Below are 15,928 nucleotides of genomic sequence, written 5' to 3'. Positions count from 1 at the left end.
CGCTACCCAAGTACAGGGCTAAGTTAAATAATTTCCTTCTCATGATAATAATGAGCCAGATAATCTGCCTGTCGAATGAAGAACAGAAACCAATCGTCCGGGTTTGTTTATGCTTATACCATGATTTATAGATTTTAACTGCTTGGCTCTCTCTTAGCTGAATTGCAGCCAGCTGCTCGTTATCATATCGGTTGCCCATCCATCGAACCTTCGTGTAACCCGTATCATTATAGACACGGCTCTAATCTTCTAGTTTAAATTTCAAATCCATCAATATCACCTCCATTATAGATTAAATTCGTCAATTTATTTCAGAATTAATTTCATTCTTTCCAACTCATAGGAGAGTTTATTTTGACTATCGTTTAAAATTAAACATTGATAAAAACTACTATTACCTCTGTAATAATTAATTTTATTAGTATTTTTTGATATTTCTACACAAAATGCAATTGTGCTGATTATAATATTTGGATGACTATCTACTACCTCTTTATGTCTTTCATAGTCCTGATCTATATTATTGTAGTTAGATTTGACTTCTACTGAAATGATTGGGTGTATATTTTTATAAACAACCAAATCAGGCTGTCGCTTTGTCCCTGTAACATTTCGTTTAATGGTTAAGCCATCTCGGTTTATGACACTGATGTTCAGATGATAAAAAGCCCTATAGAAGAGAAATTCGGTGAGACCAGTAAGGTTCGTTGAATCTCCACCTAAATATCGAATTGTATTTATGAAATCAAAGTAGAGGTTAGAAAAATCTTTGCAACTAATAACTTGAATATTATTTTTCAAATGATTATCTAAGTCACTTACAAAATTCCCACCTAAAGACATAACCCTTAACCCCCTTTTAAACTCCCTCGGTACGATTATATTTTCTCACGAATGCTCGCTTATTCGCAGGATTTCACCCTTGTTAGACATGTATGAAGGACGCTCGGGTGACCACTTCATAGACCTGGACAACATGGAGGCGTAAGGAAATAGAGGGGGAGACTATTCCCCCATGTTCTTCCATATCCTGCACGTATTCTCCACGCCGTCCCTGGAGGCTTTCACTCCCATGTCTCAACGGGTCGATGCCCTTTCATTCCTTCGTTACGCCTGTCCAAGGGGTGGAGGCCGGTCTTGCTATCGTTACGGGTCGGTGCCCTTTGGTTTAACGCATCCGGTACGCCGTGCTTTCTTTGAAATCCCGCGAATAAGCCAAAATTCGTGCAACGAAACGGTAGGTATCGATTAAGCTGCTAGCTGGATTGGCATTGTTTTAGGAGGGTTGTAGGCTTCGCCGCTGCGAGCCATTCCAACTAATATTCTCGCTAACTTGCCACACCATTTCATAATGGACCTCATTTTCATCTTCTTCACCTGCACATTGTAGGCATGCATCGCTTTAAACTCCGGATTGTTCGCAACTAAACTCATCGTCATCATGAAGATGAAACGTCGGAGTCGGGATCGTCCTCGTTTGCTAATCTTCATTTGTCCGGTCCATTTGCCTGAACTTGCTTCTGCGAGGTTAAGGCCAGCATGCCGCAGTAGGGCATTACCATGAACAAATCCGCTCAAATCTCCTGCCTCGCCTAGAATACCAGCCAGTGAAATGGCGCTGATCCCTTTGACAGCAAGCATAAATTTCGCAAATGGAATCCGTTCTAAAACGGCAACAATCTCCGTCTCTACCGTTTCTAGCTGCAGGCAAGCAAGATCGTACTCATCGAGAAGCTGCTTCAAGTGAAGCTTGTAGGCATGCAAGGCCTGCTTAGAACCCACAGAACGGCTAGCAAGATCGATAAGGGTTCGGGCTTTTCGCTCACCAGCATGCCGTTTCATGAGTGATTTCCAACCTTGTATGACATCTTGGGGCTGTAAGGTACACATGTCATCGGGCGTTGGAAAAAGACGAAGTGTGGCCAATGAACCGGTGCACATGATGTTCGTGAAGACTTGCCGCAGCTCCGGGAAAACCACGTCGACCCAGCGATGAATTTGGTTCTTCGCACTAACGAGTCTCTTCACGACAAAGTCGCGATTGGAGAGAAAGACACGGAGTTCTTCAAAGGCTGCTGGTGTTGTACGAGTGAAGGAGTAGTATCCGTTTTTGACCATGTCGGCGATGACCAGAGCATCCTTCTTGTCGCTCTTGGAGGGTGTATTGTCGCGGTTCTCCTTGTTCTTTTTCACCAGATGTGGATTGACGAGAACGACTTCAAATTGGAGATCCGAGAGCCACTTGGATACGTTAAGCCAATAATGTCCGGTAGGCTCCATACCAACAATGGCCGCCGTTAAAGCGTGAGCGGATTGCAGCGACTGGATCCACCGAAGAAGGCTGTGAAAACCTTCCTCATCATTGGAGAAGGATAGGGGATTACCAAGCGCGATCCCTCGAAAGTTAACGGCACGTGCGACATGTGTTTGCTGGGCAATGTCGATCCCAACGACTAAATGTTGGGCCGTAATTTTTTCAATGAGTTGATTTTGTTTGTCCTGCGATTTAAACTTCATAATAGAGCGTCCTCCTGGATGATGGGATTTAAAGGGCTATGACCCGTTGCGTACTCCCATCGTACCGAGGCGCTCGTTTTTTTGCAAAGCGGTAATTTAACGCTCTACAGGAATGCTATCGTTTTTTCATTAACTTAATGAAATAATTACGTTGTGAGCATTCTCTTTTCTCGAAAATTTCGAGTCGACTATTAACTTCATGAAAATACAGGTAAAATCCTATTTCCAGTAAATCCACCACCTACTTATACTTGGATTTAGTTCCTTTTGATTATTTGTTCAGCTGATGTTCATTCTTTCTCTTCCGTATTTGCTGTATAACATCAACTGTCTTATCAAGAGTGGATCGCTTTTTTATTTCATGATCGAAACAGGATGAAACAAACCTTCCGTCTCGAAAATATTCGACCTCTGCAAAGTGCTGAAGATCAGGTCATCCAAAATATTAGATGCTGAATACGAAAAGACAGGGGGAAGGGCCGAGAAGACAAATATGAGCGGGATGTGAGGTTTTCAGTTGCCTGCATTAATACGCTGAATCAAAAAGGGTTTGAAAGATCCGCGCCATTTGCATGCTTTTCAATCGCTTGCCAATTGAGTATTTCTTCTCGCTTGAGGAAAAGTTTTGAACTGCATAGAAGTGAATTTCTGCTTTAATTATTGCTTAATCTCAGCTTGCTGTTGGTGAACAGCACGACTTCATCAAGTTTACTAGCGATCCTGGCTAAATCAATAAACGCTGGTCGAGTGCAAGTATCATCCAATTCGGTAAAGTCTTCGCAGTAGTCCGGTTAAAGTACATTAAAGCAAGACATAGTCTTTGAGAAAGTGGGATTTAGTTTGCAATAGTCATTGTGGTGCGATTTGATACGTTCTAACTCTTCAGGGCTACAAGATTCGAAGTAATAATTCCAATCTTTGCGTTTTTTTTAATGGAGGAAACTTTTTCATATACTGATAATAACCCGCGATTTGCTCTAGTAGCGGTAATTTGGTTTGCCACTGTTCTAACCAAAGAGACTCCGGATCCTTCTTATTTATAACAAACAATATTAAAGTAATCATACTGCGCATTGATACAGAACTCATCGTCATGAATCGAAACAAACGGAGTATTTTTAATTGATTCCCCAATAAACTTTCTAATGCATCTAATGCTAATAAGATTCTTTCAGCTACAAAAAAGTGTTCTCTAACCTTGTTAAAATCTTCTTCTGCCGCTTCTTCAACAATTTGACGTAATGTTTTAATGTTAAGATTATCTTTTAGTTCTTCAAAAATTAAATCCGAATGGAATGAATCGGGAGTGAGAATTTCATCGAAACCAAGTATTCGATGAGTAATTGTTCCAGCAGGCTCATCTCCAGTATACGATTCGGTTCCGGAAGCTTCCCAATACTTATCTTTTTTCTTAGGAGACATTACACTTAATAAAACATTAAATGTAGTAATTGTATCCATAGATTTTACATAAGGAAAAATGTTCCCCTTTTTCTCCAAATACATCATTATTTTTTTCTCAAACCAAATCATTAGTTTATTAAGGCTGTTCTTTTTATATAATGATTCAATATTCTTAAAGATTCCGCCTAATAAAAGGTTACGAATCTTATTTATATCAACAGTTCCACCACGGAGCCAAACGTCTAGCAAAAGTCCTTTTAAGTTTCTCTCGCTCTGCTCAGAGGTTTGCATTAATAATAAATTGTATTTTGCGCATTCGGGGTACTCAGAGGCTGAACCGCTTAATCCACTAAGATGATCTTGAATTGGAGCAGGTAATATTCCTTCCTTATGCCAACGTTCGAGCTGATCATTCGTTACTATATGTCCATTCGCAAGAGCAAATTCTCTTAGATCATCGCGCGTCATTTCCTATCCCTCCTTGGTTTATAAAAGCATCGGTATGCCAAAACTACAAAGTCTCAAAGAGGCATTTTTTATAATCAAGATATATTCCACGACGTAAAAAAAGGAGGTTATCAGATGTACAAGACGATAAAGATATTGGCCGTAAGTATCAGTTTACTTCTTACTTTCAGGGCTGCTATATCAAAGATCCAACAACTTAAGCAGCTAATGGACTGATAATGGATAACAAAGGACCGAGCAAATCGGTCCTTTGTTTATTCAAAAGGATGCATCAGCATCTGCCCTTCTCGCTTGTATGTTATTTACCGATCGAACTACCTTGGATTCCCCTTCGATTGAAATATTATATGTTCTCACCTTCCTGAAGGTCTATTCCCATTGATACCAATTCATTTCAATCCAAAGTTCACAAAGATTGAATGCCTCACTCCAGGCGTTTTTTACTGAAACATCAAACGTAACGTGGTCTAGTACACTTAATTTGCTCTAAATGGAAGCGTCAAAAATTTTCGAGTAAAACTCATCTTTAGGACAGCACAAAGTGAAGGTACTCTTTATTTGAAGCGATTCGTTTTTTATAATTTACACAGACTCCACACGTTATTTTAAACTGGCTGAGTATTTTCTTGCATTTGCGAAACTTTGATCGGTATATAGCTGGTATTTTAGGTTGAATGCAACCGCAAATGGTTTTTGAGCTAAATAGTCAAGAACTGACTCTAAGGGGAGCCCCAAATAATCAGGCAAATATTTCTCCTCGTTCTTTCAATTAAAACACTTGCTACGTATCACCCTACACAGGCCAATATATCTTTCTCAAAGGCACCAATGTTCTAGTCTCCGTATCAAACTGATCATAGTACTGAATCACAAGCTCTACTAAGAGATCCAGGTCTATTAGAGATAACGGATTGTTAGACCGATCAGCCTCGTATTTAGCCTCTCTCGTAAAACCTCCCGTGGAAACGTAGATTCCACGATCTCCTGAGCGAAGTCCTCCGGTAAAACTGCGTAACTCGTTAGAGCCCATTTGGCCTGAACGATGCTTTACTTCTACAATGATTCGGGGCTCTTCAAGGCCCAGCCCATCCGGGGAAGCCAAGATATCTCTCCCGCGATCCGGACCTTTAGGAGAAATACGAGTCTTGTATCCCATTCCTCTGAGTATGCCAGCAACCAACTCCTGCATCTGCTCCCAATCCAGATTAGCAATTTTGTCCTTAATGAATTCATGCGATTTCAGTATCACATCTTCTTTAATTAGTTCTAATTCATCTGTTTCCGCTTCTGTCTCCTCATCTTCTGCAACTATAATTGGTTGCTTCCCCATCTGACTGTAAACTTCTGATCGCACTTCATCAGGTATGGCAATTATCGTCAAAATTGACCCCAGCGTATTTCTGGTGCTCGCTGATAACGAATCCCTTGATACAGTGCCGTTCCAGGACACCTTGCGAACATGCTGGCTGTCTGTGATATAAGTCGGGTCATATTCATATTTCGAAATAATAGTTCCAATATAATAAAGTCGCTCTCCAGGGTCATATGTGATTACTTCATCATTCACTTGAAACTCGCAGGCAAATCTATAAATCTGTCCTGCGGTAATGTTGATTTTCCCGTCTTTATACTCTGGATATCCGGACTTCAGCAATGATTTGACCTCTTGGAGTGACGTTACATTGGAAAGATCCTTTAACTTTTCCCATCCAATAGCTACTGCCTGTTTTTGTTTAAACTCGCTAAATAGATAAGCTCCCTCACCAGCTCTAACCAACCACATTTTCTTAGACATTGGGCACCTCGATTGATGGAGTAAAATAGCTTGTGGTTCTGTTGCTATTGTACTACTTTACCAAATAGTTTTGTAACAATTTTCCTAATTCATTACGATAAAACAATTAGCACCTATCGTTTGATAAATGTTGGATTATTTTATGCTCGTCGGTAGTCTTGCGCAGATCGATAAAACTATATCTATACGAATGAGGCAAACATCTTCCACTGTCCTTCAATCGAGTTATCGATTGCTTTTAACGAAATCGTCCGGCAAGAAAGTCGTAACGCATTATGTATCAGGGAGAGCGCATGATTTACAACAAATTGCAGATATTTTTTGGAGGCATGCCATTTCTCGTCTTCCCTAAAGTACCAATTAAAGATGTGTTATCCATCAATAACTAGATTCCATTATGAGCCTAGGACTCCAAGTCCAAGGCTCGATATAGCTTATGAACCGATGTTCCCGCTACCGGAATAACAATGGAATTATTTATCCCCTGTGACTTCAACGCTCGTAATTCCGAATCGAACAACCAAGCTTTATTTAGATTGACGATGGTTCCCCGGTCCACTCGCAAGAAACCCGCCGTATACAGTAATGAAGCCCACTCCTCTACCCTTCGGATCGACTGATACGCCCCATGATCTGTATGGAATAGAAGGTTCCCGCTCCCATTCGTTTGCATGAACACAGTATCATGAAACACATGAAGCATTTGAATATTTCCTTTAGTGTCTTTAACTGGGATGTGCATATATGGCTCCTTAGTATTTGAGGATTTTAGAGGACAGATCTATATGGAGTGGAGTTATCATCCACTACACTTGGAGATAATTGATATAAGAAGATATCCGATTGGACCATCAGCTCTCTCGCTTGTTCCTCAGAGTATCCAGACGTCATTTCTATATTGAATGAATGGTACTGCAATCGAAGAACACCTATGAGTAGGCCCATATCGACGTTTACTTCAGAGAGTAAGTGGGCATAACTTATCCAGACATTAGGTGTTTGAGGGGATTCTGGGAGAACTCCTTTGATCTTCAAATAAAACGCTTTGAGCATGGCATTTACAGCCATTTCCGCGACGGACTGACATTGCTCATACATTCCATGATTCAAGAAGATTACAGCCGATTCCATGTATCGTTGGGAGATGTCGTGCCAGTATTGAGGATTCAATAACAAGCTATATGATATATTCCACTTATCCAATCGCTCCATCCTTATAGCCTCTTTTCGCTAGCCGCTTGAAGGAAGAGACAGCTCTGCTAATTCTCCAAATTGCTGTCATCTTAATTTGCCGCTTCAATGAATTAGATCGTTACTTCCTTACGTAATCATTATACATAAAATAGATACTTATTAGTATCATTTTTTGTACGTAAATACCCATTACAAGCTCCTTCCCTGTTGTCTACACTCAATTTAGAGGTGTTTTCGATGGTCGATATACTGAGTTCGGTTGGTGGTAGAATAAAGGAGATTCGTAAGCAACGTGGTTTTTCTCAGGATCAGTTAGGGGAAAAATGCGGATTTCACTATTCTTATATTGGTGGGGTTGAAAGAGGCGAGCGGAACGTATCGCTCGAAAATCTGGCTAAGATTGCGGCAGCTCTCGATGTAAGCATGGCACAATTCTTCCTATTCGAAGAAGATTCAACTGAAGGGAAGGAAGTCATTCTTCGGGAGGTTCTTTCTATACTTCGGAATCAGGATATCAAAAAAATCCGAATGGCTAAAAATATTTTGGATGAAATTCTCACAGCTTTTTCAGATAAATTATAGTGCTGAGCTATCCAAGTAGGAGCGTGTGTTTGAAGACTGATAATTATATTTTCCTTATTGCCGCCGCTGATAATCAACGGCTTTTTTTTACTTTAGATAAAATAGGCCGCTTAAAAAGAGCTATTCAGCAGGAAGGAAAATGTGAAATCTATGATAATCTAATGAACCCAATTCCCGGTGTTCACATGAAAAAACCTCCCGTTAAGAGAGGTTGACGATTTGATTTTTTTAATGATTCTATTTAACATAACAGTAGGATTGGGGTGCATGAAAGTTTTCATCAAAATCATAAGGCTCTAAAGGAATCTCATAAAGAATGGCTTTAGCAATTTTAATTGCATAACCTTCTTTTCGATCCCCAAAATACTCCTTGAAAAAAGCATGGCTTATTCCAGAGTGTTTTTTTGTTGTAGACCAAATGAAATCAGGGGAGTCACTAATAATCTTTTCGATAAATAATTCACCAACAATTTGCCCTTGTGGTTTGGTGGCATAAACAATGATCGACTCTACCTCTTTTTTGAAAATTGATCTTCGATATTCATATTTCTTTTCTCCTGTAAATATCTTTTTAACAAACTCCGGTTTAATCGATAACAAGACTTTCATGAGAATCACCTGCCACAAGGATGTTGTCAAACTGATTATCCGTAAGTTCTATAAATGTCCATCGCTCTTTTTCGTCTAATCCTACTTCATTAATAAGACGTTCTCGGGTTAACCTTTTGCGTAAAGCAATATTGTAGATCATTTTAATCACGAATAGTTTCCTTCGCCCCTGATAATAACTTCTCAGTTCATCAGTTGAAAACACACTAAGTTTATGACAGTAATTCACGAACTCGTCTAAATCAGTGAAGTCTTGTTTAGATTTAATTTCTTCAACAACACAAATTGAAGTAGCGACTGAGCGGAAATAAGCTCGCCCCGGAGTATCAATAGTCCTATATATTACAATTATGTCCCCTTGCTGTAGACAGCCAACATTTGCAAAACTAATATAATATTTATGTATACTATTTGTGTGGGATACATCCTCAATCACATCAAATCTTTCAGTTTTAAGTATAGAGTCTGGAAAAAGGCGAGTGTGGAACTCTGGGAATATGGATAACATGTATTTTTTCTTTCCCTTTTGACTCAACCTTGGATAATCAAGTAGAAGATCATTTCTTCGGTCATGAAGTGATTTCCATAATGTTAACTCTTTACCTGAACTCGATTCTTTGTAACCATGCTCGATGAATCCGTATTTTTTAAACAATATGACCAAAGCTTCGTGTTTCGGAAATACAGTGACGTATAATCCGTCAACCCTCTCTTTAATTGCTAAATCAAGTGCTTTTTTTATAAATCTTTCCCCAAGGCGTGAACCATGAGGATTAATTTTCAGAGTGCCAATTTTCATAATATGAGATGCGCTTAGTTCAGGTGTTATATCAGTTACAGGGCCAGATTCCGTCTTTAGATAAAGAAAAGAATCTAGCTTTCCATCTTGATTGTAGATAACATATGCTTTTTCTTCAAATTTTCGATTGAACCAACCTTCAAAACCGGGATAGTCTTCCTTCAGACTATCAAAGAAAGAATCATTTAAATCAATTTCACCAAATCGTTTGTATTGGATAAAAGGTTCCATAAAATCACCCCATTAAGCAAATTGTTGATTCCATGTTACCATAATATAGGTAATTCATAACTGATAATTAAAGTCTTGCTACAACTCGCCTATTTTCCCTCTTTCTCACTCCACTTTTCATAGCACAACACTTTTCAGTTTCGTAATAAAGTCTTGACAGAGGCAGGTATAAGGATTGAGGAAGGCAAGGAAAACCAAGGTAAACGATTCAGAAAATCCATTGGGGAAATGTATTGAGTAATTGATAGGGATCGATTGGGAAAAGGCAATTGGATGAGAATAAGCCTGGGAAAAAACAATGTAATATCAAGGGCATCCGGTGCCGCGGCGAATCATTTGCCACCTTTTGAGTGGAATAAAAAAGCCGAGCGGTATCAGAGAAAAGAGCCTGAATAACGCTCGGATTGGGGTATGGATTGGGGCTTTCGTTGGGATGCTGGATCTATGGGATACTAGGAGTTTATTGCAATTTTAGCAGGACTTTATTTGGTATAGCACAATATTATTATTCATTTACACTATGCCTGACTAATAAAATAAAACCACTGCTTCCACATGCACCGTATGCGGGAACATAGGTTATTTAGTTCCCGTCTGCCGCGGCGCGCTGAAGCTTTGATTTATAAGGGTTTTCTACGTTCGGATATTGTTCTATATGGTTGCTGTTTGCTCACAAATGACAGCTTTCGTCCCCAATTCGTCCCCAAAATCGAAAAGTAATCTTCCTAAACATCTATCCGACTTTCACAGCCTTTTTAGGCTGAGTCCTTAATGTAATGGATGTTCCACTAAATTCAATAATGGGATTAAATGCTTCATGGGTTACGAAAATGAAGTTCTCCCTAAACTCAAGGTCTACACCCTCAGGCACCTTTTTAACGTGTTCTTTTTTCAATAAAATTTTCGGCACTTTTGAACTAGATGGCGCAATCAAAAAATCAGTACCAAATTGATACTCTCTATCGAAATAACTTAACGTTGCTACATGGATTACTTCTACCACTACTTTTCCATTTTCAATTATTATGTTAATACCAAATTTGTTAAAAACACCTTGTGTATTGCTATTTACTTCAATTAATCTTGTTTCTAACTGCTCACTGTATATGTAGTATTCATAGCTAGAAAGAAATCTATCAATTTTCTCCAAAAATGCTTCTGGTAAATTATAACCTTCCGAAGTCATTTTGGAAATAAATCTACTTACGTCCATAAAAAACTTAGGTTTATCATTACTATCCATTTGCGAATAAAAATTAATTGTTGTTGCTGTATTATTTAAAGTCGCTTCAATCTTTTCGTAAATTCTGTTTGAAGGATCTAACATCAATGGAATTCTAGTTTTAATATCTGTATGATGTTTCAAAATTGAATATGTTTGAAGATTATCTAATCTACCAATTCTCTTTATTTTAAAATTTAAACTTTCGGCATTTACATCCATTTTATAGTACATACCATTATAATGAAAATAATTATCTTGCCCCTGGATTAACTGTCTATGTAGATCGCTAAAATTTCCACACAATCTTGTTATATAAGTATAATAGGAACTCCCCCAAGAAAACTTGCGTGAATAAGATTCAGAATTACTAAAAATAGATTTTCCCTCAACATTTAATGAAACTAGATCAAGAATCTCAGTTGGAACCATAAAAACATTCCTTACATCCCAGACTATATCCTTATCACCTATTCTCATTTCATAACAACCATCATTAGTTTTTTGAGGAACTTCTAATACAACAGTTCCCATTGCCTCTTTTCTTTTGTAAATTGCGGCTCCATCAACTTTTCGAATTACTAAATCACATGATTGCGAAAGTAACAATCCACGTATTTTTGTTTGGTTAATCTCAAGTTCAAAAATATCACCGAATTCAATCGGGGAGAATCTATCGTTTACATAATAGTCAATTAATTGAATTTCTCGCAAAACCCTCATATGTTTGTCAGTTTCATATTCAATATTAACAGTAGGTACTAATATTCTTTGTAGCTTTTCATGGACCGTTTCAATCGTAGGTATATCTTTATTCACTAAATTTTTAATTAATCCTAAAGAGAATTCAACGAGATATACCGATTCAGATATTCCTTCTTTCTCCAACTTCTCATTTATTAATGCCTTTAATGTCCTTGTATTTGTAAGTAAAAGCTGCTTAACTACCTCTTCACTACCACCCCTAAGAAGCTTCTTTATCTCATTCATTACATCCACGATTATCTGTGTTGCTTCAAATTCAACGAATATCTTGTTTAATTCCGCCGATAACATCCCAATTTCAATTGCGTGAGGTTTATGGATATAGTTTAGAACTGCTTGAAAATGAAGATTATTATCACCTACATATTTTCTAAAAAGATCCTGTTTTGTTTCAGGATTAAGCATTCGAAATTGCTTGTTATCATAATCAAAATATTCATGAGAACTAACAAAAATAATGTAATAAAATTTATTTTCATTTAAACTCATTTGCTGAATTTGTTCTAAGGCATTTAGTTTGTTTGAAAAATCATAGTCCATTATTATTAATTCGAAATCCGAAATATTCTCAGTTAGACTATCGCTTATTGTCATTTGTATATTTTTAAAATACGAACTTAATAAAGTAGAAATGTTATCCGCTGTGGATGCAAGTTCTGTCGTTAACTCGGGCATTTTTGACAATAATGCTTTCTTAGAAGTAAATTGCAACTCAGTATCTTTGTCAAATTTACTGAAATCCCCAGACTCATACATCTCTTCTACAGCTTCCATTATCTCGGTATTTTCACCAAAAATATCAATTAACGAATTCGATTCAGCAAAATGCTTTAAGTATTCCTTTAGAGTCTCTATTTGCCCTGTAGTTATCTTTTTAATTTCATCGTCAATATAAATAACTTTTCCAATCCCTAGTCGTTCGATCAATGTATCCTGTAAAGCTATAGGTTGTTCCATATAACTTAGCCCCTAACTTTATCAAAATTTAACTGAAAACAATATAACCTGTTTTTACTATTAGTATTGGGTAGTAGCTGAAGATCGACTTCATGAAAAGCTGCGATTTCTCTTGAAATAAAAAGGCCAAGCCCTTTCCCGCCTTTTTTCCTTGAGAAAAAAGGTTCAAAAATTGAGTCAGCATCATTTTTCGATATACCAGGACCGTTATCACTGATTTCAACGATACCATCTTCCCCGAGTTGAATATCAATCCTGCCCTCCAATGAGCCATCACTAGGACCTAATGAATTTATCCAATATATCGAGTTCAATAATAAATTATCAACCAATTGGATAATCAATCCTTTATTAACTTTTACTAAAAACTCATCAGTCTCTGAAAAAAAATTGATCTTTATAGTATAATTATCATGTGTATTAGCTACCGGTTGCATTGCTTTTATGATTTCTTTTAGCTGTGTGACTAAATTAATAGTCGACTTTGCCCTTCTCAAGGTCGCTGCCTGCTCATCAATTTGAGAAATAAGTGTTCGCAAGGACCTTAGATTCATTTCCAACATAAGTATTGTTGTTTTCGCAGAATCAGGAACTACAATTTTCAATTCTTCAAGATTAGAATATAATTTGCTAATAAAGTTATGAATTTCATGAGCAATCTGCATTGAAGTCATTCCAACAGCAGAAGTTTCAACCATAGCCCTTTCTCGTTTCTTTATTTCTAAAATCCCTTTTTTAATCTGTTTAGATTCACTAATTATCAACTTATACTGAGACAGATTAATATTTCCACTGTCTTTAATATTCGATACAGCTTTTTCAATATTATCTGCTGATTTTCTAGCAAAAGTAGTAATATCTGAAGAGGTTTCTTTAGGTTCATTTCTAACTACAATAGAAACTAGAGTAGTGAAAATCGATCTAACCATTCCATGGAAATTATCATAGCTTTTATTTTTGACTAAACCTTCACGGTTAGTTTGATCCATTAAGTACGGGGACTTATATGAATTAATTGATATATATCCTGTCGTTTGTTCCCCGACGATCTTAACCTTGCCTTGTCTGAACTTCTCTTTATTCAGTTGTAACCAGTCATCTCCCGGGTCTCCATACGGATATACTCTGAACCCATCTCTAAAAATCATTGGACCACCAGTATATCTATTAAGCATCTCTCTAATGAGAGCAATACTTTCAAACCCTCGTATTTCTTTAAGCCTACTTCTGTTAAATACATAGAAATGGAATTTAAACGCACCAACATAACCTTCATCATTAATATTCTTAACATCTATTTTCGAATCAAATTGATCCTCTAATTCTCTATCCTCCTCAATAACTTGGCCGTTTCTCCTTATGACATATCCATAAGTCAATTTGCCGGCTCTATACTCTCCAAATATTTCGTGATGCGCCTGTTTTAATAAAGTGACATCTGCATTGCCAACTGTCTTTGGTATTCGTTTACCATATTTATTAATAAGGATCAATTTCACTTTAAATTTTCTTGGAAGCTCTAGAAATGGATTAGAGAATTTAAATGCAGTATCGCTAACGAAACTCTCTAGTTCTGTTTCTGTCCAACTGTCATCCAGAAAATCTTTAAGACCATGAATAGTTATCCTAGTGAAAGATTTGTCTAATTCTTCTTTCTCACTTGAATACAACTTATTTTCTACTTCTTCTAAATAATAATTACTTCTGTACCCATACTTTTTCCAATCTATCTCTAGATGCCACACTCTATCAGATTTAGAGGTTGTTGTCTCTACTTCTAAGAAATCTCCTAACTTCATTGTTGCGAATCTTCCAAGACCTTTCTCTCCAAGTGGAATTTCTTCAGAATTTTCATTTACTTGTCTTTTATCCTCCAATCTATGAGTTGTTCCCACCACTAGCCAATAATTTTCTAATGTATAACTATCCATCCCATGGCCTTCGTCATAAATAATCATCTTATTATTTTTTTGATCAATGGTTACTTCAACAAATTTTGACTTTGCATCGTACGAATTTTTTATTAGTTCTAAAATTGCAACCTTACTACTACTTATTAATCTTTCTCCTAAATGGGAAATAATCCTTGCCATAGGTCGAAATTGAGCCATTTCCAATTTTCACCCCCAGTAAAGTGATAAAAAAGTAATAATTGATATTTTGTCTTGTCAGCCAAACCGAATCGTCCGGGCTATGCTTCTCTAGATGGATTTAAAATAAGCTGCCCTCTCAGTAGGATTTCCAACACAATAACTTGGATCCTTCCTATTTAATTTGCACTAAGTATTTGGTATTACGGAATCACGTTACTGTTCAGACACAACCAAGATAGGTACAAAGTGGAAAAAATGTCCTGCTATCAACCACACTAAATAAGGTTCTCCACATTTGACTAGAGTCCTTCAAGATGCTTCATTTCAGCTTGGGTTGAGGACAAAATACATCAAAATGAACTCCATAAAGACAATATTTTAAAAACAAGTCAAATTTATCGATTTAATTACTAATCAGGTATCCTATAGTTACTAGGAACAGAATAACCATGTAAACGAGCATTTTCAATACAATATTCTTTCCTAACGTACTCACTACAAGAAGCACCAATTAATTTCCCATTAGTTGAGTATCTTTTCCAGACCCATTTCTTATTGTTAAAAATAATCTCCCATCTTCCTTCCGATATGGGTAAAATATTTTTGCCTAATTGCTTTATTTGAATTAATATTTGTGTTGAAACAGCCCCTAAAGACGCTAATATATTTTTATCTTTTCGATTTGCTTCATAATATCCAGGTGTGATGCCTAGTATATCGGTTGGTAGGTGAAGATCAGTATTTTTAGGTATAACAAAAAAGACTCGATTCAGGCCAATCTTCCCAACAAACATTCCGAATTCTAAAATTAAATTGTCTCTAACAGATTTGTATTCTTGATTTCTTATGATAGTTAAATCATCCGGAGAAAATATAAATATTGCAAAATCAATATCTTCAATTTTTGATAAATCATGCATTGTTGTACTAGATAATTTAAAAACTCCTTGATTCCAGACAACAGTTTCACAATCATAATCTAAAGAAGATTGTAATGCTTTAGCAATATCCAAACTTTCAACGGATGACCCTATAAATACTCTTGGTTTCATTGGAGCCCCTTCCATATTACTCTATATTAAAATTATGATACATCCTTCAAGTTTCTCCCCAGGTACTTTCTTTCTACGACCCTTGCATTGGCTCCTCCAGACAACTCTTCTGCACCTGCGCCCAGTAAACAGCCAGCATATGCCCAGACATTTTCCTTCTACGACCCTTGCATTGGCTCCTCCAGACAACTCCTCTGCACCAGCGCCCAGTAAACAGCCAGCATATGCCCAGACATTTTC

13 protein-coding genes are annotated in these 15,928 nt (G+C 37.2%); 2 read left to right on the top strand and 11 right to left on the bottom strand.

The features are described 5' to 3' along the window. Positions 1–306: 306 nt before the first annotated feature. The 5 genes from AC0YOB_RS23245 to AC0YOB_RS23225 all read right to left on the bottom strand — a co-directional run bounded on the left by AC0YOB_RS23245 (position 307) and on the right by AC0YOB_RS23225 (position 7,396). Complete coding sequence (locus AC0YOB_RS23245; protein WP_475794776.1) at positions 307–843, bottom strand: hypothetical protein; 537 nt, start codon at positions 841–843, stop codon at positions 307–309. A gap of 405 nt (positions 844–1,248) precedes the next feature. Continuing rightward, complete coding sequence (locus tag AC0YOB_RS23240) at positions 1,249–2,517, bottom strand: IS110 family RNA-guided transposase (protein ID WP_475794775.1); 1,269 nt, start codon at positions 2,515–2,517, stop codon at positions 1,249–1,251. An 888-nt stretch (positions 2,518–3,405) separates the two neighbouring features. Further along, on the bottom strand, positions 3,406–4,389 hold the full coding sequence (locus AC0YOB_RS23235) for a hypothetical protein (RefSeq protein ID WP_475794774.1): 984 nt from the start codon (positions 4,387–4,389) through the stop codon (positions 3,406–3,408). Positions 4,390–5,182: 793 nt separating this feature from the next. Continuing rightward, positions 5,183–6,184 carry a restriction endonuclease gene (locus AC0YOB_RS23230; RefSeq protein ID WP_475794773.1) on the bottom strand — a complete coding sequence of 334 codons (1,002 nt, stop codon included), beginning with the start codon at positions 6,182–6,184 and terminating at the stop codon, positions 5,183–5,185. Positions 6,185–6,952: 768 nt separating this feature from the next. Then, complete coding sequence (locus AC0YOB_RS23225) at positions 6,953–7,396, bottom strand: HEPN domain-containing protein (RefSeq protein WP_475794772.1); 444 nt, start codon at positions 7,394–7,396, stop codon at positions 6,953–6,955. 219 nt (positions 7,397–7,615) lie between these two features. Here AC0YOB_RS23225 and AC0YOB_RS23220 point away from each other — a divergent pair, with 219 nt between their 5' ends. Continuing rightward, a complete protein-coding gene (locus AC0YOB_RS23220; RefSeq protein ID WP_475794771.1) occupies positions 7,616–7,960 on the top strand; it encodes a helix-turn-helix domain-containing protein in 345 nt (114 codons plus the stop codon). Between the two features lie 29 nt (positions 7,961–7,989). Then, positions 7,990–8,175: a hypothetical protein gene (locus tag AC0YOB_RS23215; protein WP_475794770.1), complete on the top strand. Its 186-nt coding sequence runs from the start codon at positions 7,990–7,992 to the stop codon at positions 8,173–8,175. Between the two features lie 22 nt (positions 8,176–8,197). Here AC0YOB_RS23215 and AC0YOB_RS23210 read toward each other — a convergent pair whose 3' ends face one another. The 6 genes from AC0YOB_RS23210 to AC0YOB_RS23185 all read right to left on the bottom strand — a co-directional run. Beyond that, positions 8,198–8,569 carry an ASCH domain-containing protein gene (locus AC0YOB_RS23210; RefSeq protein ID WP_475794769.1) on the bottom strand — a complete coding sequence of 124 codons (372 nt, stop codon included), beginning with the start codon at positions 8,567–8,569 and terminating at the stop codon, positions 8,198–8,200. Next, the gene (locus tag AC0YOB_RS23205) at positions 8,547–9,599 is read right to left on the bottom strand and encodes an N-acetyltransferase (protein ID WP_475794768.1); all 1,053 of its coding nucleotides are present in this window, start codon (positions 9,597–9,599) and stop codon (positions 8,547–8,549) included. The genes AC0YOB_RS23210 and AC0YOB_RS23205 overlap by 23 nt, the downstream gene beginning before the upstream one ends. A 733-nt stretch (positions 9,600–10,332) precedes the next feature. Further along, positions 10,333–12,543 carry a hypothetical protein gene (locus AC0YOB_RS23200; protein ID WP_475794767.1) on the bottom strand — a complete coding sequence of 737 codons (2,211 nt, stop codon included), beginning with the start codon at positions 12,541–12,543 and terminating at the stop codon, positions 10,333–10,335. Positions 12,544–12,548: 5 nt separating this feature from the next. Beyond that, positions 12,549–14,654 carry a sensor histidine kinase gene (locus tag AC0YOB_RS23195; protein ID WP_475794954.1) on the bottom strand — a complete coding sequence of 702 codons (2,106 nt, stop codon included), beginning with the start codon at positions 14,652–14,654 and terminating at the stop codon, positions 12,549–12,551. A gap of 392 nt (positions 14,655–15,046) precedes the next feature. Continuing rightward, entirely contained in the window at positions 15,047–15,688 is a 642-nt protein-coding gene (locus tag AC0YOB_RS23190; protein WP_475794766.1) for a nucleotide-binding protein, read from the bottom strand. A 21-nt stretch (positions 15,689–15,709) separates the two neighbouring features. Then, positions 15,710–15,928 (bottom strand): hypothetical protein (locus AC0YOB_RS23185; protein WP_475794765.1); only part of this gene is annotated, 219 nt, incomplete at its 5' end.

It is taken from the genome of Paenibacillus sp. JT31N17 (assembly GCF_056269255.1).
The sequence above is the reverse complement of the archived record's forward strand: the minus strand, read 5'-3'. Positions and strand labels throughout refer to the sequence as shown.

What these genes read in the sequence shown, in the direction of transcription:
- AC0YOB_RS23210 (WP_475794769.1), bottom strand. Translation starts at nt 8,569, where the DNA reads ATGAAAGTCTTGTTATCGATTAAACCGGAGTTTGTTAAAAAGATATTT.
- AC0YOB_RS23220 (WP_475794771.1), top strand. Translation starts at nt 7,616, where the DNA reads ATGGTCGATATACTGAGTTCGGTTGGTGGTAGAATAAAGGAGATTCGT.
- AC0YOB_RS23205 (WP_475794768.1), bottom strand. Translation starts at nt 9,599, where the DNA reads ATGGAACCTTTTATCCAATACAAACGATTTGGTGAAATTGATTTAAAT.
- AC0YOB_RS23245 (WP_475794776.1), bottom strand. Translation starts at nt 843, where the DNA reads ATGTCTTTAGGTGGGAATTTTGTAAGTGACTTAGATAATCATTTGAAA.
- AC0YOB_RS23230 (WP_475794773.1), bottom strand. Translation starts at nt 6,184, where the DNA reads ATGTCTAAGAAAATGTGGTTGGTTAGAGCTGGTGAGGGAGCTTATCTA.
- AC0YOB_RS23235 (WP_475794774.1), bottom strand. Translation starts at nt 4,389, where the DNA reads ATGACGCGCGATGATCTAAGAGAATTTGCTCTTGCGAATGGACATATA.
- AC0YOB_RS23240 (WP_475794775.1), bottom strand. Translation starts at nt 2,517, where the DNA reads ATGAAGTTTAAATCGCAGGACAAACAAAATCAACTCATTGAAAAAATT.
- AC0YOB_RS23190 (WP_475794766.1), bottom strand. Translation starts at nt 15,688, where the DNA reads ATGAAACCAAGAGTATTTATAGGGTCATCCGTTGAAAGTTTGGATATT.
- AC0YOB_RS23225 (WP_475794772.1), bottom strand. Translation starts at nt 7,396, where the DNA reads ATGGAGCGATTGGATAAGTGGAATATATCATATAGCTTGTTATTGAAT.
- AC0YOB_RS23195 (WP_475794954.1), bottom strand. Translation starts at nt 14,654, where the DNA reads ATGGCTCAATTTCGACCTATGGCAAGGATTATTTCCCATTTAGGAGAA.
- AC0YOB_RS23200 (WP_475794767.1), bottom strand. Translation starts at nt 12,543, where the DNA reads ATGGAACAACCTATAGCTTTACAGGATACATTGATCGAACGACTAGGG.